The following is a 21,042-nucleotide window of genomic DNA, read 5'->3' on the forward strand; positions in this document are numbered from 1 at the left end:
CAACTTCATCGAAAGCCTTCTTGCAGAGTCTGGGTATTTGAATTATGAATTTCGTAGTAGGCGCCACATCATGGATGTACAACGTTCAACCTTTACTTAGGAAATTGAGGTTTGGAATGCGAGAAAGAAGTATTATAGAAAACGGACAGGGCATACTCGGTATGGAACTTGGTTCCACACGAATCAAGGCCGTGCTCATCGGAGATGAAAACAGATTATTGGCATCCGGTGGATACGATTGGGAGAATTCCCGGATAGAAGGCATATGGACCTACAAACTCGATGATGTATGGAAGGGAATAACAAGTTGTTTCGCAAATCTCAAAAACAATGTACGTAGTCGGTACGGTGTCGAACTTAACTCCATTGCCGCAGCCGGATTCAGTGCGATGATGCATGGCTATTTAGCATTCGATGCCGAAGGCAACCTTTTGACACCCTTTAGAACCTGGCGAAACAACATAACGGAAGAGGCAAGCCGAGAACTAACTGAACTCTTCCGATACCCAGTTCCCCAGCGTTGGAGCATTGCTCATCTTTATCAAGCCATTCTTAACGACGAATCACACGTGAAAGATATAGCATACATAACCACACTGGCAGGCTATGTCCACTGGAAACTTAGCTCCCGAAAGAAAATTGGAATATGTGATGCGTCCGGAATGTTTCCAATTGACATGAGGAAGCAAGGGTTCGATCGTGATAAAATCGAAAAATTTGACAAACACATCGAGGCAAGAAATTTCCCGTGGAAACTTAGCGAGATACTTCCGGAAATAATTGGCGTTGGAAATGAAGCAGGCTCTGTTAGGGAAGAAGGTGCAAGACTCTTGGATCCTACCCATTCCTTAATACATCCGATACCGCTCTGTCCGCCCGAAGGCGATGCTGGCACCGGAATGATTGCAACGAATAGCATTCGCATTCGCAGCGGAAATGTGTCTGCTGGAACGTCTGTATTTGCGATGTTGGTTTTGGAAAAGGAACCCGCGAAAGTTCATGAAGAGATAGATTTGGTAGCCACTCCGGATGGAAAGCTTGTTGGGATGATTCACTCAAACAATTGCACCTCTGATTATGATGCTTGGATTGAGCTATTTGGGCAGGTGATAAAGGCCTTTGGTGTTGAAGTGGCTACGCCCAAAATCTACGACACACTTCTTGGTATGGCCCTGAAGGGCAATCCCGATTGCGGGGGTTTACTCTCTTACGGGTATATTTCGGGTGAGCATTTAACAGGCTTTCAACAAGGTAGACCATTATTTGTCAGGTACCCAGAGTCCGAATTTACCATTGAGAATTTCATTCGCACGCACTTATTTAGCTCTCTCTGCGCTTTACGAACAGGGCTTGATGTATTAACTCAAGAAGAGGGAATTAACATCGATGAAATAAGGGGTCATGGCGGGTTTTTCAAGACGAAAGAAGTAGGAACTCGGATTATGGCCGCTGCCACTCAAAAGCCAGTTAGGCTTTCAAGCGAGGCAGGTGAGGGTGGAGCATGGGGTATGGCGCTGTTGGCCGCATACACCCGGCGAGCAGATAGGGAGCAGAGTTTGACAAACTTCCTCGACACCATCCTGTCAAATAGTGCCGACGAGGTGGTAAAACCGGACCCGATTGACGTGGAAGGTTTCAACTTATTCCTGGAACGATATCGAAAGGGTTTGGCGATTGAAGAAGCGGCATTGGCAACTTTGAGTTAAGTGCGAAATCGCTGCCAACAATGCTTAGCGACCACGGCCGCGCAGTCTCTCAATCGAAAGCATCAGGCGCCGAGCGGATTCGAACCGCTGAATCATGGATTTGCAATCCACTCCCTTAAACCACTTGGGTACGGCGCCTTACGTGGCAGAATATATCCAAACGTCGAATAAAAGTCCACAGAAGTTATGGATTGAGCTAAACCCCATTAGATATTTCCAATACCAACCTCAATATAGAAGAGATTGGCCGCAAAATCGTCCATAAAACGCAGTTCGGATAACTTCACAATATCCTCCGGCTCATGTTACATTTTCGTCATGGAGATTTACACGATCGAATTCAAAGATCAATTAAGAATGCTGCGCCAGGTGGCTTCTCCAATAGAGGATATAAATGGCCAGACAGTCAAACTCGCGGAAGATATGATTGCCACCATGATTGAAGCCAAAGGTATTGGGCTCGCAGGACCACAGGTTGGAATGAAAGAAAGAATCTTCATCGTGCAAATCGACGAGAACGACCCCTTGGTTTTCATTAATCCCGAAATAATCTCCACCAGCCCTGAACTCGCCAATTACGAAGAAGGCTGTCTTAGCATACCGGGGCAATATGCAGAGATTAAACGTCCCAAAACTATACAGGTGCAGGCCTGGAATCACCGCGGTCGTGCATTCAATCTCGAGGCAACGGGGCTACTGGCAACAGTTATACAACACGAACTCGATCACCTAAACGGCATACTCTTCATTGATCATATAAGCAGCCAGAAGAGAAGCAAAATTCTAGGTAAATTCAATCTTGCAAATACACGCGTGAGCACGGATTGAAGCTACTCTTTGCGGGTACACCGGAGATAGCTGTGCCTTCCCTCAATGCTCTTGCTGATAATTTCGATGTTGTTGGGGTACTATGTGCACCGGATGCCCTCTCCGGCAGGTACAAAAAAAGAATCGCTCCGCCAGTAAAAATCGCCGCTGAGAAACGCGCCTTGCCAGTGCTTCAACCCAAACACCTCGATATCGAAACGCAGGCGCAGGTGGCCGCGCTCGGAGCACAGCTTCTAGTGGTATTTGCCTACGGGCGGCTATTCAACCTCGAATTTTTGAAGCTCTTTGCGGAAGGTGGAATCAATTTACATCCATCGGCGTTACCTCAGTTTAGAGGCCCCTCGCCCATAACAGCCGCAATCCTTGCCGGCTGCAGTCAAACAGCCATAAGCGTTCAGAAAATTGCACTCAGGATGGATGCTGGAGATATACTGATTCAAAAGAACTTTCCACTTAAAGGCAACGAAACCACTGCATCCCTAAGCACCGCCCTGTCTCACGCTGCCGTCCCTGAGTTAGTGAGAGCGGTGAACGACATCATAGACAAACGTTTGAACCCGATCCCCCAGAACGAAACAAACGCCACTTACTGCAAGCTCGTTTCAAAGAAAGACGGCTTGATTAACTGGGGGCTGCATGCGAGTCAATTGGAAAGAATGGTAAGGGCTTACAATCCGTGGCCCAAAGCCCGCACCCTGATTAACGGGAAATCTCTTGCTATTCTCGAAGCTGCACTGATAGAGTATTCCCCGTCCTCCGCTGGAACCAATCCACCGGGGCTGGTGCTGGGTGTAGACAAGTCTCGAGGCATCCTGATACAAACGGGGAAGAATATACTGGTTTTAAAACAATTGCAGTTAGCAGCGCGAAAGCCTCTGGACTTTCGGGCGTTTATAAATGGCACTCGGCTGAAGATAGGTACGATACTTGGGGAGTCCATTTGAATGGGAAATGAAGAGCTGAGAGTGCTTGCAAACTTTGGTTTTCCAAGTTTCACGAGTTTATCTGCTGGTAAACTGTCAACCGGAACTGACGGCTCCAACGACTATTTCCGCAAAACCCTTTTACTGTTTGCTGCCGCTTTCCTAGCAATGTTTTTTGCCGTAATTGTATCCTTCTTCCTGACGGTACGCGGAGCGGAGCGCACTGTTGTACCACAAGTTGTCGATAAGCAACTAACCGAAACGCTCATCATGCTACAAGAACGAGAGCTTTATCCAATAATACAGCTTAAATACACAGGTAATCCAGCAGATAAGGGTTTAGTTATCCAACAAGACCCTGAACCTGGTTCATTTGTTAAAGCTGGGCGCAGAGTGATACTTACCATAAGTCAAGGATCGATACTTGATAAGGTGGAGAACTATGTTGGCAAATCACTCAAAGAAGTGCGGGCCCGCCTGGCTTCTCTATTCTCCACCCTCGAACCAATTTTGGTAATCCGTGAACCGATTACTTATGTTTACGACGAGACGGAGCCAGGCACGGTAATCGCCCAAAATCCTTCTGCAAATACGCCAATTAGTGAACCAACCGAGCTTGTACTTGTGGTGAGCCGCGGGCAATTTGACAGCTTGCTGAGAGTTCCAGATCTAACCGGCTTCACTTCAGAAGCTGCAATAGGAGTTCTCTCGGAACTTACGCTGTCGTTCGTTTTCGTTGAAGATGACCATACATCACCTGGGCCGGAAATACGGGTGAATTCTCAATCACCTCTTCCTGATTCGGAGGTTGCTGCCGGAACCAAAATCAGCCTCAGTTATAGTCGCCCAGATTCATGGCCGCAAAACCACTCCTACGGCTTATTTGAGTATATGCTTCCTGAGTATCCGGTTTCTGTGCACCTTGAAGTCATTTTAAGAGAACCTGAAGCTGGCGATCTGAACCTTTTCACAATGCCCCATCCGGGCAGGAAGATTTCTTTTCCCTATATATTGCCCGAAGGTAGCAGTATTGTCGTGATGGTTAATAACGAGGAAATATACAGATTCAGAATTCCGGAAAAGTAGTGTTTTCATGCAAATACAATAACATCCGATACTGCGATCCATCAAAGAATTTATCTTGCAACTGTACCGCATCTGCGCCAATCCAGCGCCAATGCCAACTCTCCCACATATATTCACTGGGTGGATACCTGGGATAAGAGAGACTCCACCCAAATTTCCCGCCATTTTTTTCCATCCATTTACCTGCCCGCGTATCGGCAAATGATTTTGTAATATCGCCAAAATCAACAACTGTACCGAGTTGATGCTGGCTTCTACCAGGTTTGGCTATATCGCGAGAGGTTTCTTCTTCGCCTATTTCCTTTACATGATTATCGAATAAAAACTTCTGATAATCGTAAGATCGATACGCTGAGGAAACCAGCAGTGTAACTCCTTTTTTTCTTGCAGCTGCCGAAAGCTTCGCTAGAGCTTCTGCTGCTGTGTGTTCCAGGTATAAACCATCTCGGCTTCTCGATATCTCGGGATAAAGAGCAAGGTTAACCAAATCTGTGGGTTTGAAATCGGCATCAAGTGGATGAGTCTTATCAACAAGTATTAGATAGTTTGGGTCCATACATGAAAGTTTCTCAATGAACTCTTCAAGTCCTTCGGTGATATCAGAGTCTCCGGAGTTTTTAAGTTGTTTTCCATAAACCACATTGCCGATATCTAATCTTGTGGACGCCCGCGGTTTGGTTCGCCTTTGCATCTCCCCCCAGACAGACTCTGGAACCCAAGGATGTTTCGGCGCCAGCACTATTGCACTTCTCTCCCCTATCTCTTTCTTGTCTTTTTCCAGGCATCCGGAAATCGTTAAACTCGTTGCGCATATCAAAAAGAGAAACCGCATCTTCATGCCAGGAGTATATAATGAATGCAGAGATGGAGGATTAAAAGACTTTTTTCAAGTTATGATGAATCGTGTGAAAATCTTTTCTAAAAAACTTGTAGCAGCTCAGAGCCTTATGGCGCGCGGAGGTTTTCGAGAGGCCTTCGCCAAGGTTGTCGACATTCCCGTTAATCGCCCCGATGAGTTATTCTCTAAAATAGCTTTGATGGCCGATTCCGGAATAGCCCTTAGAGATGCATCAATCCTCAAATACGGCTTGTACTTAATGGAATGCCATTCCCGAGATATACTGGCCATCCCATCCTATTCACCATATCTCTGGTTCAATATCGCAAATCTCCGAACCAATCTTCTATCCGTAAAAGAGTCCGAAGGAGCCAAGCGTTGCTGGTATAATCGCAATCTGACTGCTCCAGCCAGAGAAGCCTATACTAAAGCTTTCGAAAAAGCAGAGGGTAACAAAACCCTAAGGATGCGGATACTAAATGCACATGCACGATTGCTACTGGGTCTCGGCAGGGATTGGGAAGCCTTCAGTTTATTCCATATGGCTACAAGGCTCGATTCCAATAATCAAGATGGCAATTTAGGTCGCGTCGAAACCCTTGCAGCCCTGGCGGGCACGGCGCCCGCTCTGGAAACCGAACTCCTGAAGGAAGCCTACGTAAATCTCAACTCTGTCGATTTTTCGAAAGATGACTCCAATCTGAGCGAATTAATTCAAAATTTGAAATTACAACTTGAAGAGAGATTGGGTAATGCCAGGGAGGCTGAATGCACTTATCCCAAAAACACGATACTTACAAACAGCGATCAGGAACACTTCATGGTGATGTTTTCGCTAAATAATCGACTCTATTTAACCCCTTGCGCGTCATGCCGAATATGCGATCGTGCCGTTGGCGATGCCGCAACTCTCGGAGCCCATCACGCGCTTGTCGGCGGAAAGGCCGCGGGACGGTATAGGAAGGCTGCCATTCTAACCGGAAGACTTATCGAGCGTTATCGCGCTCTTCGAGCCGCATTGATCAATCATGTCAGAAAAATCGAACTGCAAGATGGGGCCGAATTTCAGCCCCATTGCCCGGAGCTTGATGATTGGCAACCAGTTCACTCATCAACAACCGCGCTTATCACGGCTCTTGCAGGTAGTCCTGCCATATTGGAGGGAATGGCCTCCTGTGTTGCGCTCTTCCTCGATAGAGATTTTACTGTTCCATTGGATTTTAGACAAATTCTCGGTTCGTCCGACACACCAGGTACAAATCTTGTTAATGAAAAAAATCCGGCGCTCCACGGCTTTTGGGATCTCTGGATTGACGGCATGGAGGGGTTTATCAAAGGCGCTGAACTCCCCGAACTGTTAAGTCAATCCCTCGCATCCCCTGAATCGGAAAGATTGTCACTTAATTCGGAAGAATTAACGGCAAAAGCGCTTGGTTTAGTGGGCTGGTTTAGAAATTTGATTGGCTACTTAATACGAATGGCTGACAGAGAGGCACGGGGCGAAATCGAAAACCCTCCTTTATGGCCCCTGCAGACTTTCGTGCTTCCAGGAGAGTAATGGAGATTCTAATTGTATCAAGTTGTCCGGCGTACATCGACTTACCGAACAAAATTTTTTGTTGTTTGCCTGCCATTGAAACTACTCACTATAATTGCACTATGTATACTATAGTTGATAAACACAGTTTCTAGCAAGGATGTGTGCCTATGTCTGAATTAATCAGTCCAGAGTCTCGAGTATTTCATATTGGTCATGAATGCTACATAGTCTATCTTGGGAATCAAGTCGACGATATCAAACCCTTTTTACGCATCGGCAGTACAAAGGACATTCCCGACGAGGTATTGGAAGTTCTTTCCACCACTGTGATAACTGACAATTTAGTCGGTAATCCACTCCTGGAAATTTTGCTTGCTCCCAGGTTCAAAGGCCGATATCTTGGCGATACTGGCACTGCTAACAAAATCAGTCGTTTCTTTGATAGCTTCGATCTTCCAACAGACGATATAATTGATTATCACAAGGTGGAAGATGGCGAACGTCGCCATATGGTTTGGTTTTATTCCAGCGGCAACATCCATCTTCGTTATGGTGATAGAATCATTTTCGATCTCAATAAGAGGGCAAAAGAGGATCGTCACTTTGTCTACCTTTATGAGGAGGCAAAGCATGAATTTCTGAAAAATCCGCTTAGATATGTACGTCGGAATTTCACTGGGCGCGGAATTTACTTAGCCGATGGAAACTGCTTCTGGTATGAAAAGGGAGATTTCATATCTTTTACCCCGCATCCTGGAATAGTTGCAAAAATGATGTCCGATGGAGTCGATCCGGATTTCATTACGACAATCGCCTACAATTTAAAGGAAGATGAGTTAGACTCGCAAGATGCCGAGGCGTTTATCGATATTGTAAAAAGAATACGAATGCGTCGGAAGCAACTAAGGGTAATAACCACTTATCCCTCGGTGCAGCGTAAACTGAAGCTTCTGTTTCCAGAGAGACGGAATTCATCACCAACTCTTGTAGTAGCTGATGTTTCAGGCAAGCATAAGACAACATTTCATAATTCGATAATCAATAGAAGTGGGGATAAGCTACTCATTAAGAACTCTGATTTACCCAATATCGCTTTTGATTGGGAAATTGAAGACGGTTTATCAGTTGACATAGAGCAAGGGCTTATCAAATACAGATCGAGAGAACTCTCCGAATCGTTTTCGATACTCAAGGGGTTTCCGATTGAATTCAGAGACCGCAGTGCCGTTCCGTCTCAGTTATCCAACAAGCACATCAGTCTGATGCTCTCAAATATAGAAGGGAGTCTATCTGATGAGAAGTATCAGGTACTAAAAAATCTGGAAAGCTACTTGAAGACACTTTCCAGGGATATCACGGAAGATTCCTCGATCAGTTCTTTGTTGAAGCAGGATTCAGGTAGAGCGAGAGATGGTCTCCGACGTTTCTCGAAAAGAGATGGCGGTTCGGCGTGGTTTTTCCTTTCCAATTGCTACTCCATACTCAATCTATTGATTGCACAACTGGGGGAGGAGAATGAACTGAGCGGAAATGCCAAACAGGTTGCTGATGCTATTTGGAGGCTCACAAGTCGTCTTCCGACTCCCAGTCCTCTTCTGCCGTTTTGGGGCGAACTTTACCTTGGAGAGCAACCGGCTTTGCTGTGGTTTGCAACCAAGAAAGCTTTTGTTGCAACAGACATAGAAACCGCAAGAGAATCCGCCGAACACATTGTTGAAGCAGTAAGCTTGGATGAATCCCCCTGGCATGAAGAACTTGCCAGATTGTTAGCCCTCATACGCAGCCTTAGGCAGAGGGATGAGGGGCCTTTAACCGAGAAGCAGCTTGTTCATCTTAAACAAGCTGGAGAAGAAGCAGCGAAAAAGAAAAAAGAAGAAAGTCGTGGATTCGATGATCCAACTATCCCGAAAAGACACGATGGGCTTGAAGCGTCTCCCTTGGCGTCAATGACACGTAAGACTGCGGGGGCGCCAAACACATCGCGCCGTAAATGGCCATGGATACTGCTTGCATGTACCATCTTCCTGTTTGGCGGCGCGCTGCTATGGGATTACACGGAGAGAGCTCCGTGGGATTCGATAATTCAGAAATATGACATTGGGGAAAAAGATGCTGTCAAGGATTTGGTGGATGCAGACGTTCAATCGGATTCTATTGAATCCCCGCGGGATTTTGGCGATCCAATGGATGACGCTGTAATCGATTCGCCAGCCGATGAAGTTGACATAGATGTTGCTCCGAGAACAGCAGAAGAAATAGAAGCCTACTTAAATTTGAAGAATAGAGCGATAATAACCGAGGTGGATATTCACCTTGCGGCAAATGAGATTGCAGTATTGAATGGTTTTAGGGATTTAGATTACAAAGTATTCGAGGGGGCGGATCCAGACTGGATTCTACCAGGAAATACACTGGTTTTACCAGGTGGAGGCGTGTATGCGATAAGAAGCGGCGACACGATTTGGTTTCTTGCCGCTCGTGAAGTTAGAAGTGATGCTGAAAAAAGAATGGAAATTTTTGATAGTTCCGTCAGCATTCTTGAAGCAGGTGATTCCGATTTTGAATCAAGAACAGCAGCGTTGGCGAATTTGCGGGAAGTATCTGAAAACGCAAAGGCTGCCCAGGTGAGAGGATTAGCAAAGGAAGTTCTCTTATCTCTTCGTAAATAAAAATAGTATTTCAGTAAAAGGGGGTAGCTTTTAATCTGTGAATTTTGAAAACTATGTGGTATGATATACACTGACAAAGTGTGATTTCGGCTATTATTTGGTCGTAGCATTAAAAAACTTGGACTAAGGAGAAACAGATGGCTGGTGAATTACCCAGGAGCCCAAACGTATTCCATCCGACAAGACCTTCAGCGGTTGGTTCTCGCAATTCTCTCGCACAAGAGGGGCGTGACCAGAAGAATGAGTACGAGCGGTTAGTTGTTGAGGAATCTGACAAAGTATTGAACGTTGTCAAGTCTAAATTGCCCCAGGAAGTCCTGCAGGAATTGGATGTTATGGGAGGATTGAAGGAAAAGATTTTCAACTACTTCAATCAGAATTATCAAAACATGTTTAACAGGTACATTGTCACTACCGAAGACGAGATGGTGAAAAAGATTCGCCAATTCGTGGATAAGGAGGAGACAAAGAACCTTGCGCGCTATACACCAAAGGAAATGGCGGAACTGCTCGACCAAATCGGTGGGGCTGATAAATTCAACACCGGCGAGGTAGAGAAATCCATTGTCAATATGTATGGACATCTTCAGGGACACATCCAGCGTGGAGTCAATGATTTGGAAAATGAGACAAACTCATTACTTCGTCAAAAAACCGATGTTGGCGCATTCATTCGTGGTGAAAATGCATATTCGGTTGTGAAGTGCTCGTTCAATGATAATGAGTTCAAGCCGAAGACAGTGTTCAGCGTAAAACTTTCAATCAACATTCTGGATTCAGAGTTGATCAGCCCGATTTTTCAATACCAGTCAACAGTTGAGAGTTTGATTAAGGATCAGATTTCGAAAACCATCATCGATATGATAGATAGGGAAATTGAAACTTACCAGGATCAGCTTGTTGATGAGGGCAAAGAGGAGCTGACTGATACCGAGCTTATGTTCGAAAGAATCAAGCGGGTTCCTGAATTTACGGATGATGACAAAGATTCCGATGACTCTAGACGGTACACTTTTATGGCTAAGGGTTTGATAGAGAAAATTGAAGGTTTACGCGCGGAAATTGATCTTGAAGACATCGATCCTCTGAATATCAGGGAGAATATCAAGCGAATTATTGATATTGAAAACATTCGAAACCGCGGATTCAATACTTCAGTCAACAACCTGACTTCCATATTGGATACGTCAAAAATGGGTTATCAATACGTCGAGAACCTGAAAAATGCCCGTGAGCTGATAGTTAGAGAATATGAAGATACCAACCCCGCTCAATTACCCGATGAGCGATATCAGATAAAGCTAAAATTCTACGATAATGCTCAGTTGCGCAATATGCGCGCTGCGTATGATAATCAAATGACAGAGTATTCCAAGGAGATTATGAGAGTATATGATGTTGCATGCGTTATCTACGAGAGAAACAAGAAGGGCTGGGGAGCTGTCAACGACTTCAATGATTTGAGTAGAAAAGTTGCTGGGAAAATCAGAAGGCAGAAAGAGAAGGAGGGAGATCCGATTTACAAAGAGCAAGCCAAGCTTTGGAAGGAGATTATGGAACTGAGGGCGGAAGACACGGATGTTGAGCGCCTGAATCAAACCTATCTGTACGAGAAAACACTTCTGAAAAAAATGCTGCAAGCTGCCAGGGACAAAACTAAAATGACTTTTGGTTTTGAAAATCCCAAGGTGAGATTTGAATTGGATGGAAGAATCGATTCTCTTGAGAGAGATTTTGGGAGATTTGACTATGCTATTAATCCCTACCATATCCAACCAGGACTTCTCCTTGATGTCGATATTACGAGTATCAAGAGGAAGCGCTACATACTGAACGGCATGGCCAATGTGTTGAACGAGTTCTTAAATGGTGTGTCCAAGGGATTCCAGGATGCCGCATTCGCATCCTTCAAGCGTCGTCGTTCCACGGTTCGCGCGGATATTCATCAGAGCTTTGCCGAAGAAGAAACAACCACGCCTCCAACAAACCAGTATGCTGAGACTGTCAAATCCAAGAATAAACAGACTACTGCAAAGCCGAAGGGGAAGGCGGATGTCACTCCCGCTCGTTCCGGCAAGCGAAAAGTAAATCTCGATGAACTAAGTGAGATGTAAAAGATGACTACTGCGTCGATTCGGAATAACCAACTCAATCTAATGGCCCGCAGGAAGGGGTACAATCTGGCGTTAAGCCATTTCCGAGCGGCGCAGGAATTCGCGGGAAATGTCAGTGATGGCTATAACTTGGCTGATGTGTTGAATTCCGCATTGGACGAGGGAGTGATAGAAGATTATCAGCTTAGGCCCATCGTCCACATCTTGTTGGTGGAGAAATTTGTCTATGCCTTTGATTCTCAGAATCTCCAGGATAGGGTTGAATCAATTGATTTGCTTTCCAAGACAGTTCGCAGCTGGACGAATTTACAGGTTGTGCTCGTGTATCTCGATGCCAACGATGGAATACATCTCTTAAATCCCGAGATTTTAACACCTTGGGAAGCAGTTCTGCCACTGGCCAAGGATGAGTGCATGGTTTGCTATGTTGGTTCGCTTGCCGAAATCAAACCTGCCGAACTTGCAAGCGCCGTGAAGGGTGTTTATAAGCTGCTTTACGGAAGTAAGCTTCGGATGAAACCAGTTTTTCAGACAAACAGACCAGGCAAGAAATTTATTGTTCCTGAAGAGAAGCGAAAAGCGGTCGTCATTCCCGAATCGACGTACTTGGACTCTGTGCATGAGGAAACCACCAGGCCTGCATCTGCGACAGCTTCTATTGCGCCTGGAGTTAGAACGAAGAAAACCACCGCTGTTAAAATTGCAGTAAACGTTACCAATGAATTATTTCACAATGGTAATGTGGAAGCTTGGAAAAAAATCATAGAGAGTTACAAGTTGAAGTATCCGGGACTTGATGTGCTGATTTGGTATGAGGGCGAGAGAATCAATGATATCAATGCACTTTTTAAATGGGGCAAGGTTAAGCACGGAACACCTATCATGTTCAGTGTGGCAGGTGATTCCCCTGGAGAACTTTCCAAACTCAGAAAGTACTTATTCGAAGGAGCCAGTTCAAGATTCGAAGCCTTTTTGCATGGCCCCCACGGTACAGTTTTAAGGCTCTTCTGATTAGCTTCACACTTGTTCTGAAATTCTCAGGTTAATCACGGGGACGATATTTAGGGAGGAACTATGAAAAGGATTTTTTCGTTCAGCAGCAACGAGTTTACCAAAGATGAGGAAATCATTCAACACTTTGGCATGCGGGGGCGGAGTCTTATGGACCTCGCCGCACTTGGGATTCCAATTCTTCCTGGCTTCATTCTGACAGAGGCTTTTCTAAAAGAAGATGAGGACAATCCGGAATCACATATTGGAAGCTATCGAGAGGCCTTTGATAAAATGGGCGATATTCTGGAGAAGAAGTGGAATGAAGACAACCCGCTGTTGGTTAAACTTGTTGTAAGCCCGATGTTGAACATGGTTCATACCTTCTCGAGCATTCATAACGTTGGACTTTGTGACGCAACGATCGACGGATTCGCAAGTTTTGTTGGTGAAGATTTTGCCTATCACGAATATCGAGGGGTTTTGCTGAGAATCATAGAGCTGGAAACTCTGATTTGTTCCAATGACGCTCGCAAGCAAATTCTGGAGAGTACACTAACTGCCTTGAAGCGAGCTAAAACAACCACGCTGATTAAACAAATTCTTATCGATGTGCAAAAGATATATCCGAAGGCAATATTCGAAGGAGCTCACGAGCAATTCTCGTATGTGAAAGAACTTTTCCTGAAGTTATTTGCAGATAGTGAAACACTAAATGATTCTGCGATTCTGATTCAAGCTATGACTTTCGGGAATTATGGGGAGGAGTGCTTTTTTGGTAGTTATTACACTCGCGATCCTGTTAGCGGTGAGGATACCCTGGCAGGCAAATTTTTTCCCAATTCCTTTGATGCCACCAAGGCCGATGGTCAACCGATTGGCAAGTTTAAGAAGAACTACCTGGAACAACTCCAAAAAATAGGTAAGCAACTGGAATTAAATAACAGGGAAATACGAAACATCAAATTTAATGTGGAGAATGGTAAACTATGGATTATTGATCAATCTGCTGTCGCGGAGAAATCGGCTCAGGCAGAGATACGAACACTGTTGAGCTTGCTGCGGAGCAAGCATGTTGATGAACCGTATGTAATCAATGCGATACAGCCGAGTCGTCTTTCCGAGTTACTGCATCCAATCATAGACAAGCGTGTGGCAACCAAAGTGCCGTCGGTTGCTGGAGGAATCTCAGGCGCTATGGGAGCCGCTGTTGGCAGGGTTTACTTTTCTACCGAGACACTTATGAAACAATTCCGACTTGCCAGCCAGAGTGGACAGGATACAAATTTCATTCTAGCGATGCCTGCCACATATGCCGGCGATGTAAAGGCCATTGAAGCATCTCGGGGAGTTCTTACGAGAGAGGGCGGATACGCATCTCATGCACCTGTTGTTGCTAGATCGCTTGGCAAGGTTGCCATGGTAAATCCGAGTATTCTTTTTACGGAGGCAGGTTTAAAGATAGAAAATCAAATAGTTAAAGAGGGCGATTATATCAGCCTCGATGTCCCCTTCTACGACAAACCAGTTATCTACTTTGGAAAGATTGAGCTTATCGAACCAAATATCGATACTTGTGGTTTGATTGATTTTCTCAATGTGGTTCAAAGGCATATAAAGAATTTTGATGTCCATGCCAACGCGGATCAGCCCTCGGATGCGAAACTGGCCAAGAAATTTCTTGCTGAGGGGATAGGTCTGTGTAGAACTGAACATATGTTTTTTCATAAGGAGAGGATCCCGATATTTAGATCGCTGATTATCGCATCCGATAAGAAGGAACGGGAAAGAATTCTTACCAAGCTTAAGAAAATGCAGATTGCGGATTTCCTGGAACTTCTCGAGATAATGGGCGAAAAACCGGTGACTATTCGACTTCTGGATGCTCCGCTACATGAATTCTTACCCCACAACAAAGAAGCTATGAATGAATTCGAGAGTTTTTATCGTAAGGAGCATCCAGAGATAACCGGGGCCGAGATTCGATTTCGTTGTGATATGACAAGTGAGGTTAATCCCATGCTTGGACATCGAGGAGTAAGAGTTGCTATCACATATCCAGAAATCTATCGCATGCAGATTGAGGCGATTTTTGAGGCCGCCTACCTATTGAGGAAGGAAAGGGGTATTACTTGCTTCCCCGAAATAATGATTCCCATTGTCACGAACCCGAGGGAAGTAAAAGCCGTGAGGTTTGGAAAGAAAATTGAAGGTTTTGAGATAATTGGAGTAAGGCAAATAGAGGAAGAGCTTAGGAAGAAGCTTGGAGAGAAAAGAATCGACTACCGTGTGGGTACCATGATTGAACTTCCCTCGGCAGCCTTTCTTGCCGATAAGATAGCAAATTATGCGGATTTTTTCAGCTATGGAACGAATGATTTAACTCAAACCTGCCTGGGTCTAAGTAGAGACGATTTCAATTCTTTCTTCACCACCTACAATGAATACGATTTGTTGGATAGAAACCCCTTCCAGTACTTGCAGGAGCCGGTAAAAGAGCTGATTGGAATGGCTACTGAACGCGGTCGCTATGTGAAGCCGAACCTCACCTGTGGGCTTTGTGGCGAGCATGGCGCGGAACCTGAAAATATACCTTTCTGTATGGAAGCGGGTTTGAACTACGTCAGTTGCTCGCCGTATGGAATCCCACTGGCGAAATTAACGATTGCACAAAAGTGTCTTAAAGACAAAACGCCCAAATAGAAATGGATAAATTTCCCGGCTATCAATCTTAGCACGGGAGTACACTGTGTTTGAAAAGCTTTGCTGCCAAAGCGCGGTTTGAACTATTTCTTGACTTTCCACCGGTGATGAGACGAGTTTTCAGTCCGGAAGCAACCCCCAATCTTTGAGCCCTATAAGATCCATCAGAGCATCGTATCTAGCAGTCATCAGTACGCCAATCTTGTGCCTTTCTCCCCTGATGAAAATGCTCATGTACAAGACAAATGTTGCGAAACAGGTGTAAAGTTTGATTTTGGCCCTTCCCCTTAGATGATTAGGTATGAATTCGGGAAAGAAGATTTCCTTGATGGCATCGTCGAAATCTCGTCTAGCCGAATTAAGGCGCATATCAATTTTGTGAAAGGGTTCCTTCTTATAAAAATTTGGTTTGGCGATTCCAATATCCGCGGCTGTCAGTCGCACAAACCTTGCGACTATCCTAAAAATCGGGTGCTGATAGTTTTTTAGAAGCAACTCCAGTTTATTCCGACCCTCCATTATCAATCTACTGGCTTCACGGAAACGAAATCGGCGTATTCCTTCTTGACGATATTCATGGTTTTCAAGGCCATACTGATAGTATATTTCCAGTCCATTCAAGAACTTATCAAACGCGAGCTGAAATTGGATTTCAAGTTCAGCGGACAGTGGTGCTACTTCGGTGTGAAAGCTTCGTGCATCAGTTTTGTGGTCTTCCCAATGGTTTTCAGCAATTTTTTCTGATTCTGCAGGAGGATTTTCGAGCCATTCCAAAATTGTTTCATAGGCATCGTTAATTTCAGACATTCGCTCATTTGCCCAATCTGGATAATCGCGCACTTTATCCGGATGATATTTTTTTACGAGTTCTCTGAATAATGAGTTCAATTGCTGAACCGGGACGCGTCCGTTCAGTCTAAATGTTGATAGGGATCGTCTGATATCCACGGCAGAAATTGTGTATTGTTTGGAGAATGGGGAGGGTGAACAGATGGTTATTCACTAATTGACAACATCCTAACGGTTCCCTGCAGTTCCTGAATTTTTCCTTGTTGAATACGTATTAGTTCAAGCAGTTTATCAACGTCGTAATTCACCTGACTATCTGTATTCTTGACGTTGCCTTGAATGGCAGCCAAGTCGTTTTCCATTTCTATATGAATCAATTCGAACGAATCCGCATAATAATCGAGTTCCAATGGCATTTTGGGGAAATTCCCGCTTTGAATGATTTTTTGAGCTATACGATGGATCTCCGCGGTGGCTATGTTCTCTTCATTATCCAGAATAAACGGACGCTGCAGGTTGACGGAGCGATTGACGATTTCTTCGTTCATTACCGTTCCGAGTCCTTCCAAATTGATTGATAAATTCTGTGCGCAAAGATCTCGCAGACCTTCAGCCAGGCTGGCGTCCTCAATTCCCACTATTCTGTTTAAGATTAATTTTGGCTGCAGCACTTCGAGAAAGGCGTCTGCCTTGTTACCGAGGGTAGAATCAATACTCTTTATATCGGAAATCATGTCTGTTACTGTTTTTCTGTCACCTGGTTGTCGTTCCTTTAACGTTTTTCTGAAGTAGGATGATATGAGTTTATCTGCGGCGAAAACACGCTGAAGGAATCGGAAAACATAGTTTTTTAGAAATGAGTACGCATTCATGATCGATATGGCCTGAGGAGTTGTAACAATGAGACCGGAATTAGAGATTAGAAAGAAATCAATTACCGTAAAATTGGTGCCACCTCCGAGATCGACAATTATATAGTCTGCTTCAATATCAAGCAGACCTTTGATAATCCTTGCTTTGACAGATTTATTGAGTTCTCCAATGCCGTAGACTAGCACATCCCCCGGAATGAAGTAGAGGTTTTCCCATTCGGTTGGAGATAGGAGTTCATTTATTGAGTACTTTCTATTAGAAACGAAGTTGCCTATCCCAGGGTTGATATTCCTTAGTCCCAACAAGGTGTGAATGTTCGATCCACCGAGGTCTAGATCCACAAGGATGGTTTTTTTCCCATACAGGCACATGCTTAGCGCCAGGTTTGCGGCAATCACACTTTTTCCAACCCCGCCTTTTCCTCCGGCTACGGGGATGATTTTTCTATCGACGTTTTCATTCAGTATCATTGGCATCCTTGTGATTCAATTATCCTTGCAGGTTAACATAGTGTAAACAAAGAAAATTTAGTTTAATGACTGGAAATATAGTATACAATGACGAGGAAATGAACACGAGCGTTGAACATAGCCGAGTATCAGACGAGATTGAACTCAGGCGCAAAATCGGGGATTTCTATCTTTCAAGGCAGCTGGTTCAGGCCATTGTCGAGACAGGCGGAATCCACACGAAATCAAATGAAACGATGATTGCAATAGGTTTTCTTGATATCGCACGGTATACCTTTCTCTCGCAATTTCTGAGCCCATTGGAAAATCAGAGAGTTCTCAACGGTTTGTATTCGGCGTTTAACTGGGTTATTGGGAAGTATGGAGGATATCTAAACAAAATTGAGGGAGACAGCCTGATGTTCCACTATGGCGGTCCCATAGATCCGAATATACAAGAATTTGATGAGATAGATTCATTAAAATACATAGCCCGAGAGCTTTTCTATACCTGTGTCGAATTGCAAAAAGTGAGCAGTCTTTTCAATACTACTGACAAGAATTTTCTGGAGGAAATCTCTGATAGATCGACGGTTGAAGCTATCATAACTGCATATGAAATCCTTGGAGAATTGCGGAAAGGATATGCTTCCGCCTCCTTCAATGCCCTGTTTCAGATACGGGTTAGAGTGGGGGCATCCCTGGGCAATGTCCTGGTTGGCAATTTTGGACCGGACGGTGCGAAGCAATGGGATGTTATCGGGATGCCGGTAATTGATGCAAAGAGGATGGAGTCATCCGCGCCCATCGGTGGTTTGAGAATCACCTCTGATTATTTTCATGTTCTGGATGAAAATGGCATTACTAAAGAGTATCATAATCGAATCAGGCGTGAGGCCGAGGCGACCAATGGTGTATACAAGGATATCAAATTCGAAGAATTATTTCGTAAAACGTCTATTTTGCTGAAGGACAAGAATGATGCGAAGTTGGACACTTACAGTGTGCAGGTGAATCCTTCGTTACCCGAGAGTATTACGAATCAATGCGAATTGTTGCTTAAAAGGGGTTCAACGGGGGCTGACGATATTATGAGCTTCATGAAGTATTATCGGGGCAATCACTTCGTAATCGATCAACTCGAGGCTCTTTTTGATATGAAAAATGTGCAGATTCGAAAGACTTCCATCTACAAGCTGATGGTTCCGAGGAAGTACAAGCAGTTATTGGAAGAGTGCAATAATGATGATAACAAGGCAAATGAAATAATCAACCAAAGATTATCCTTATTTGATCTTCTTATGATCTTGGGGAAACTTCAAGATTCGGTAAAGCGAAAGGAAGTGATTGAAATCGGTGGTGAACGTGCACTGGATGAATTCGATAATTGGATGGGAGAAACCCAAAAAGTTGTGCAACGACGGTATTCTGTAAATAAGGACATCAACGTGCAGGCAAACTATTTCTATAATGTGGTATTCCCATTGTTCTTCTCGAACCTCAAAGCGTCTATTCTGGAGCGTCAACGTTTGGATGAACTGGAGATTCTAGGGAACATGGACTCCCGATAATATTGCGGTAATGTAACTTGCTGTGTCTTCTGGGTTTGGGTAATTTATTAGTCGGGAACTAAGAAAATGTTGGGCTTGCCAAAGAACTGCCGCGCATGAAGTATTGCTGCCATGTGCGATGCTGAACCGGTAAACTGTTTTGACAGTAAGTTTGTTTGATGCCTTAGATAGGGTTCCTTAGATGAATATTCTGTGAGGAGAGCATATTGATTAATCCGGCATCGCTCATTGGAGCGCTTATTGGTTTTTTTGTCGGAACTTACCTTGGGGGTTTTCTATTTGGAATTCTATTCGCATTGGTAGGTAGTTCGATTGGGGCTGGCATTGGGGTACGAGTTTTTCGAGATTCCAGGAGGAGCGGGGGTACTGCGGGTTGGTTTTCTGGTTGGGGAGTGGGCGCTGATGGCTCGGTTTTTATGGAAACGCTCTTTTCAATGCTTGGAAGTGTGGCAGCGGCCGATGGTGGGATTAGTTCGAATGAGGAGAGGATATTTCGAAGTATCGTGATTAACGATCTTAGAATTACCGATCCCACAAGTGTTGAGTCCGCTCTCTCAACCTTTCGGAAGGCTGCGACAAGTAAGACGAGCATAGAGACATATGCGCGGAAGGCTGCCAGCACTTTTCGCAGTAGACCTCAACTTCTGGAAATGATGCTGATAATTATGGTGCGCGTCGCCGCTGCGGAGGGTGGACTTCATCCGAAAGAAGATGAAATGATGGGTGAGGCGGCACAGATTTTCGGTTTTCGATCGGGCTTTTATCAGTCTTTGAAAAATCGTTATGGACTTGCTGGGGAGCAAGGTTACCAATCGTATCGAAGTTCAGCAGGCAAGAGTGAAACATCCTCGTTGAAACGTGCTTATGAGGTGCTGGATATACCCCAAAATGCTTCGGAATATGAGGTGAGAAAAGCATATAGGAAAAAGGTTTCTGAATATCATCCGGATAAAATCGCTGCCAAGGGGTTACCGAAGGATTTCACGGATCTGGCGAATGCAAAGTTTCGGGAAATCAAAGAAGCCTGGGATTCGATTCGCATGAGTCGTGGATATTGATATTGGTGCGCTTGAACGATGGATTTCATGGGTGCCTGGCACCATGTGAGTGATTGTTGAAATCCAGCGCTTTTAATGGGAACGAAAGGTGGATGTTTTCTTCGGTAAGATAACGAGGTAAATTCGTCAAGACTTCATTTCGAGTTTTCTTATTCTTGGCACATATGAAAAAAGCGCCGCCTGAGCCCCCTCCGCTAAGTTTCCCTCCGTTTGCTCCACATCTTATTGCCAGTTCAAAAATCTTATCCAAGATTGGATTTGAGAGATTGAGAGTGGCCAGTATCTCTTGCGCATGGTTTACCAATTTCGAAGCTGCATTCGCAAAGACTTCTGGTGAATTCCCTTCCATGATGCTAAGAAAATCCACGGCGATTCTGCCTAGCTTCCTCATTGACGACATGAAGTGAGTTTTTTCTGTTTTGTGTTCGAGTTGTCGAATTGAACTCTCGGTGCTTCGGTTCCTGGGAACAGCCCCGTATATAATATGCCATTTCGGAATGCGGATTATTCTGCGCTTCGGTGGCCCCTGAAGCGAGCTAAACCATGCGGAAGCACCATTGTCACAAGCCATTCCGGTATCGATGCCTGAAGTTTTCCCATGAAAGAGGGTTTCAAGCCGGTTTGCTAAACTATGTACTTGTACGTCGTATATCTGTGCGGCTCTATTTAGTGCAATTCTTGAGATTGCGACACAAAGCGCCGCAGATGAACCAAAACCTCCAGTTCTTGGGACTCCGTTGATTTCCCTCCAAGTTCCGTTTCCAAAATCGTCTGGCCCTGCTATTTCGGATTGGAGTTTTTTCAGCAGTTTCAAAAAACCTGCACGGTCTTCACCGATTTCATTTGGTGTTCCAACAGCCACGCATGGCTGATCGTCTTTGTTTTTATCCCGCTCGATTGATGTG

Annotated in this window: 15 protein-coding genes and 1 tRNA gene; 11 read left to right on the forward strand and 5 right to left on the reverse strand. The window is 44.7% G+C overall.

The window, feature by feature from the left end:
• Positions 1 to 116 precede the first annotated feature (116 nt).
• Positions 117 to 1,706 carry a xylulokinase gene (locus S1OALGB6SA_RS08225; protein WP_037561085.1) on the forward strand — a complete coding sequence of 530 codons (1,590 nt, stop codon included), beginning with the start codon at positions 117 to 119 and terminating at the stop codon, positions 1,704 to 1,706.
• A gap of 64 nt (positions 1,707 to 1,770) precedes the next feature.
• Here S1OALGB6SA_RS08225 and S1OALGB6SA_RS08230 read toward each other — a convergent pair.
• Positions 1,771 to 1,844, reverse strand: a tRNA-Cys gene (locus S1OALGB6SA_RS08230).
• A gap of 180 nt (positions 1,845 to 2,024) precedes the next feature.
• Here S1OALGB6SA_RS08230 and def point away from each other — a divergent pair.
• From def to S1OALGB6SA_RS08245, 3 genes are read left to right on the forward strand one after another with little or no spacing between them, the layout of a single operon-like run.
• A complete protein-coding gene (gene def, locus S1OALGB6SA_RS08235) occupies positions 2,025 to 2,534 on the forward strand; it encodes a peptide deformylase (protein WP_037561086.1) in 510 nt (169 codons plus the stop codon).
• Positions 2,531 to 3,478 (forward strand): methionyl-tRNA formyltransferase, encoded by a 948-nt coding sequence (fmt, locus tag S1OALGB6SA_RS08240; protein ID WP_037561087.1) that lies wholly within the window; start codon positions 2,531 to 2,533, stop codon positions 3,476 to 3,478. The genes def and fmt overlap by 4 nt, the downstream gene beginning before the upstream one ends.
• Positions 3,479 to 4,543, forward strand: coding sequence for a PASTA domain-containing protein (locus S1OALGB6SA_RS08245; RefSeq protein ID WP_052079864.1), 1,065 nt, complete (start codon positions 3,479 to 3,481; stop codon positions 4,541 to 4,543). It abuts the gene before it with no gap.
• Here S1OALGB6SA_RS08245 and S1OALGB6SA_RS08250 read toward each other — a convergent pair.
• Complete coding sequence (locus tag S1OALGB6SA_RS08250; protein WP_081949941.1) at positions 4,524 to 5,381, reverse strand: M15 family metallopeptidase; 858 nt, start codon at positions 5,379 to 5,381, stop codon at positions 4,524 to 4,526. The genes S1OALGB6SA_RS08245 and S1OALGB6SA_RS08250 overlap by 20 nt on opposite strands.
• A 67-nt stretch (positions 5,382 to 5,448) precedes the next feature.
• Between S1OALGB6SA_RS08250 and S1OALGB6SA_RS08255 the strand changes: the two genes are divergently transcribed.
• From S1OALGB6SA_RS08255 to S1OALGB6SA_RS08275, 5 genes are all read left to right on the forward strand, one after another.
• Complete coding sequence (locus S1OALGB6SA_RS08255) at positions 5,449 to 6,939, forward strand: hypothetical protein (protein WP_124033142.1); 1,491 nt, start codon at positions 5,449 to 5,451, stop codon at positions 6,937 to 6,939.
• Between the two features lie 149 nt (positions 6,940 to 7,088).
• Positions 7,089 to 9,590: a hypothetical protein gene (locus S1OALGB6SA_RS08260; RefSeq protein ID WP_124033143.1), complete on the forward strand. Its 2,502-nt coding sequence runs from the start codon at positions 7,089 to 7,091 to the stop codon at positions 9,588 to 9,590.
• A 137-nt stretch (positions 9,591 to 9,727) separates the two neighbouring features.
• Entirely contained in the window at positions 9,728 to 11,704 is a 1,977-nt protein-coding gene (cfpA, locus tag S1OALGB6SA_RS08265) for a cytoplasmic filament protein CfpA (RefSeq protein WP_124033144.1), read from the forward strand.
• A gap of 3 nt (positions 11,705 to 11,707) precedes the next feature.
• Positions 11,708 to 12,715 (forward strand): hypothetical protein, encoded by a 1,008-nt coding sequence (locus S1OALGB6SA_RS08270; RefSeq protein WP_052080124.1) that lies wholly within the window; start codon positions 11,708 to 11,710, stop codon positions 12,713 to 12,715.
• Positions 12,716 to 12,778: 63 nt separating this feature from the next.
• A complete protein-coding gene (locus tag S1OALGB6SA_RS08275) occupies positions 12,779 to 15,397 on the forward strand; it encodes a putative PEP-binding protein (protein WP_037562935.1) in 2,619 nt (872 codons plus the stop codon).
• Positions 15,398 to 15,517: 120 nt separating this feature from the next.
• On the opposite strand, the gene S1OALGB6SA_RS08280 is transcribed toward S1OALGB6SA_RS08275, so the two are convergent.
• Both S1OALGB6SA_RS08280 and S1OALGB6SA_RS08285 read right to left on the reverse strand, forming a co-directional pair.
• Complete coding sequence (locus S1OALGB6SA_RS08280; protein ID WP_077067588.1) at positions 15,518 to 16,285, reverse strand: J domain-containing protein; 768 nt, start codon at positions 16,283 to 16,285, stop codon at positions 15,518 to 15,520.
• A gap of 107 nt (positions 16,286 to 16,392) precedes the next feature.
• Positions 16,393 to 17,529 carry a P-loop NTPase gene (locus S1OALGB6SA_RS08285; protein WP_037562931.1) on the reverse strand — a complete coding sequence of 379 codons (1,137 nt, stop codon included), beginning with the start codon at positions 17,527 to 17,529 and terminating at the stop codon, positions 16,393 to 16,395.
• Between the two features lie 65 nt (positions 17,530 to 17,594).
• Here S1OALGB6SA_RS08285 and S1OALGB6SA_RS08290 point away from each other — a divergent pair, with 65 nt between their 5' ends.
• Positions 17,595 to 19,079 carry an adenylate/guanylate cyclase domain-containing protein gene (locus S1OALGB6SA_RS08290; protein WP_081950075.1) on the forward strand — a complete coding sequence of 495 codons (1,485 nt, stop codon included), beginning with the start codon at positions 17,595 to 17,597 and terminating at the stop codon, positions 19,077 to 19,079.
• A 206-nt stretch (positions 19,080 to 19,285) separates the two neighbouring features.
• Positions 19,286 to 20,137, forward strand: coding sequence for a TerB family tellurite resistance protein (locus S1OALGB6SA_RS08295; protein ID WP_037562930.1), 852 nt, complete (start codon positions 19,286 to 19,288; stop codon positions 20,135 to 20,137).
• Between the two features lie 25 nt (positions 20,138 to 20,162).
• Here S1OALGB6SA_RS08295 and S1OALGB6SA_RS08300 read toward each other — a convergent pair.
• A partial coding sequence (locus tag S1OALGB6SA_RS08300; protein WP_148084056.1) for a GHMP family kinase ATP-binding protein occupies positions 20,163 to 21,042 on the reverse strand: 880 nt, incomplete at its 5' end.

Source organism: Olavius algarvensis spirochete endosymbiont, from assembly GCA_900608495.1.
In the GTDB taxonomy this organism is placed as follows: Bacteria; Spirochaetota; Spirochaetia; order DSM-2461; family DSM-2461; genus UBA2779.